Raw genomic sequence first — 1,961 nt, 5'->3', positions numbered from 1 at the left:
AAATGCTGTGTCCAAAGCCCGGCTCGGCTCCGGTCACCTGGCAGTGTGCTGCCATGACGACTCTCCTCAGAAAATAAATGAAACGGCTAACGGAGTTCCCGTTGACCGTGCGTTGGGCGGCGTCCGCATCCGGCTCCCTCCCCCAACCGTCGTTGTCCGCGGGATTCAGGCAGACGGCACAAACCGTCTGCTTCCTCACTGCGGCGAAGATTGTGGGCCACGGGCACCTGGCGCCGGCGATCTGTTGGACCGTCATTGCGAAGTGCCGGGATGCTGGGCGAATACAGGAATGCGCGCAACTTGAGCCCCTAACTACCGGCCTCCAGGACCGTCGATTTTTCAGACGGGTCCTGCCAACCGGAGCAATTGCGCACGCTCCGCGCCACCTAGCGCCTACCAAGTCTACGAGTTCGGCGATTTAAAGACCAATCCGGCGCTGAATGGTGTATAGGGTAGCGCCCCACAGCCAGTGCAGGCGTCGGGCCGGTGCCCTCCCGAGTCATATGCCCGACGAAGGCTTTTCACAGCGAAATGATAGGCAGGGGGGCAATTCTGGATCCATGAACACACAACTTCTGACGAACCGTCCCGGGATTCGCCGCAGCTCCGGCGGCGCTGTGAACCCCTTCAGGGCGCAGTACCGCCGGCGGTTGCTAAGAGCGGATCTGCTGACGGTCCTTTTCTGGACGTCGCTGGCCGGCGCGGTCGCCTTGTGGCTGGCCGACGGCGGAATGGCCGGCTTCTCGACTCCAGCCGGTTCCTTCACCGCGCTGGGGATTGTAGCCGGCCTCGCCGGCATGGACCTGGTGCTTCTCATGCTGCTGCTGGCGGCCCGAATCCCACTCATCGACCAGACAGTCGGCCACGACCGCGCCCTTGAGTTTCACCGCAAGCTGGGCAAACCGGCCCTATACCTGCTGCTGGCGCACGGAGTCCTCATTGCGATCGGCTACGGCATGGCGGAAGGGCTGGACCCCGTCAGCGAGTCGGTTGCCCTCTGGGTCCTTGTGCCTGACATGTGGCTGGCCTACATTTCCATGCTCCTGTTCATCGCCGTCGTCGTCACCTCCCTGGTAGCCGTCCGACGTCGGTTCCCTTACGAATTCTGGTACGCCGTCCACCTCCTGACATACGCGGCCGTCCTGACCTCGCTCCCCCACCAGTTCAGCGTGGGCGCTCTCTTTGCCGAGGGAACCTGGCAGCGCTGGTACTGGCTGGCCCTCTGCATCGCGACCGGCGCCGCGCTCCTCTACTACCGGGTGGTCCAGCCTGTGGTGGCAACATTCAGGCACCAGTTGACCGTCAAGCGCGTGGTGCGGGTAGCCCCCGGGGTGGTCAGCATTGAGATGTCCGGCCTTCGACTGGACGAGCTGGCAGGCAGTGGCGGCCGGTTCTTTATCTGGCGGTTCCTGGCTCCCGGCCTGTGGTGGCATCCGCATCCGTTCAGTCTGTCCGCCGAACCTGTCCACTTCGACGCCGCCGGCCAGGGCACGCTGAGGATCACTGTCCGCAACCTGGGCAAGGGGTCATCCCAGCTGGCGTCGCTGAAGCCCGGCACCAAGGTGGCAGTGGAGGGACCGTACGGGCTGTTCAGCACGTCCGCGCGGAGCCGCACCCATGTGGTCATGGTGGGAGCCGGAATTGGCATCACGCCGGTTCGTGCCCTGCTGGAGAGCACGCCATTCCAGCCCGGCAACGCCACTGTCATCCTCCGCGGCCACAGTGAATCCGAGCTCTACCTGGGCGAGGAGATCCTCGATCTCTGCCGGCGCCGCGGCGCCACGCTCTTCCACTTGACCGGCTCCCGCCCGGCCGGCATCCAGACCTGGCTTCCGGAGCACGCCGCCCGTGCCGGCCACCGGCTTGCCAGTTATGACCCGAAGATCGCCGACGCCGACGTGTACGTCTGCGGCCCCTCCGCCTGGGCAGACAACGTGCTTGAAGACGCCCGCGCAGCCGGC

At 65.1% G+C, this 1,961-nt stretch carries 1 protein-coding gene and 1 pseudogene; one reads left to right on the top strand and one right to left on the bottom strand.

Annotation, left to right across the window (positions count from 1 at the left end):
- Positions 1-199 (bottom strand): annotated as a pseudogene (locus LQV45_RS28645) (hypothetical protein); the annotation flags it as partial.
- Positions 200-560: 361 nt separating this feature from the next.
- On the opposite strand from LQV45_RS28645, the gene LQV45_RS28640 reads away from it, so the two are divergent.
- Positions 561-1,961 (top strand): ferric reductase-like transmembrane domain-containing protein (locus tag LQV45_RS28640; protein WP_230010373.1); only part of this gene is annotated, 1,401 nt, incomplete at its 3' end.

Source organism: Microbacterium sp. Bi128 (genome assembly GCF_918698205.1).
The sequence above is the reverse complement of the archived record's forward strand: the minus strand, read 5'-3'. Positions and strand labels throughout refer to the sequence as shown.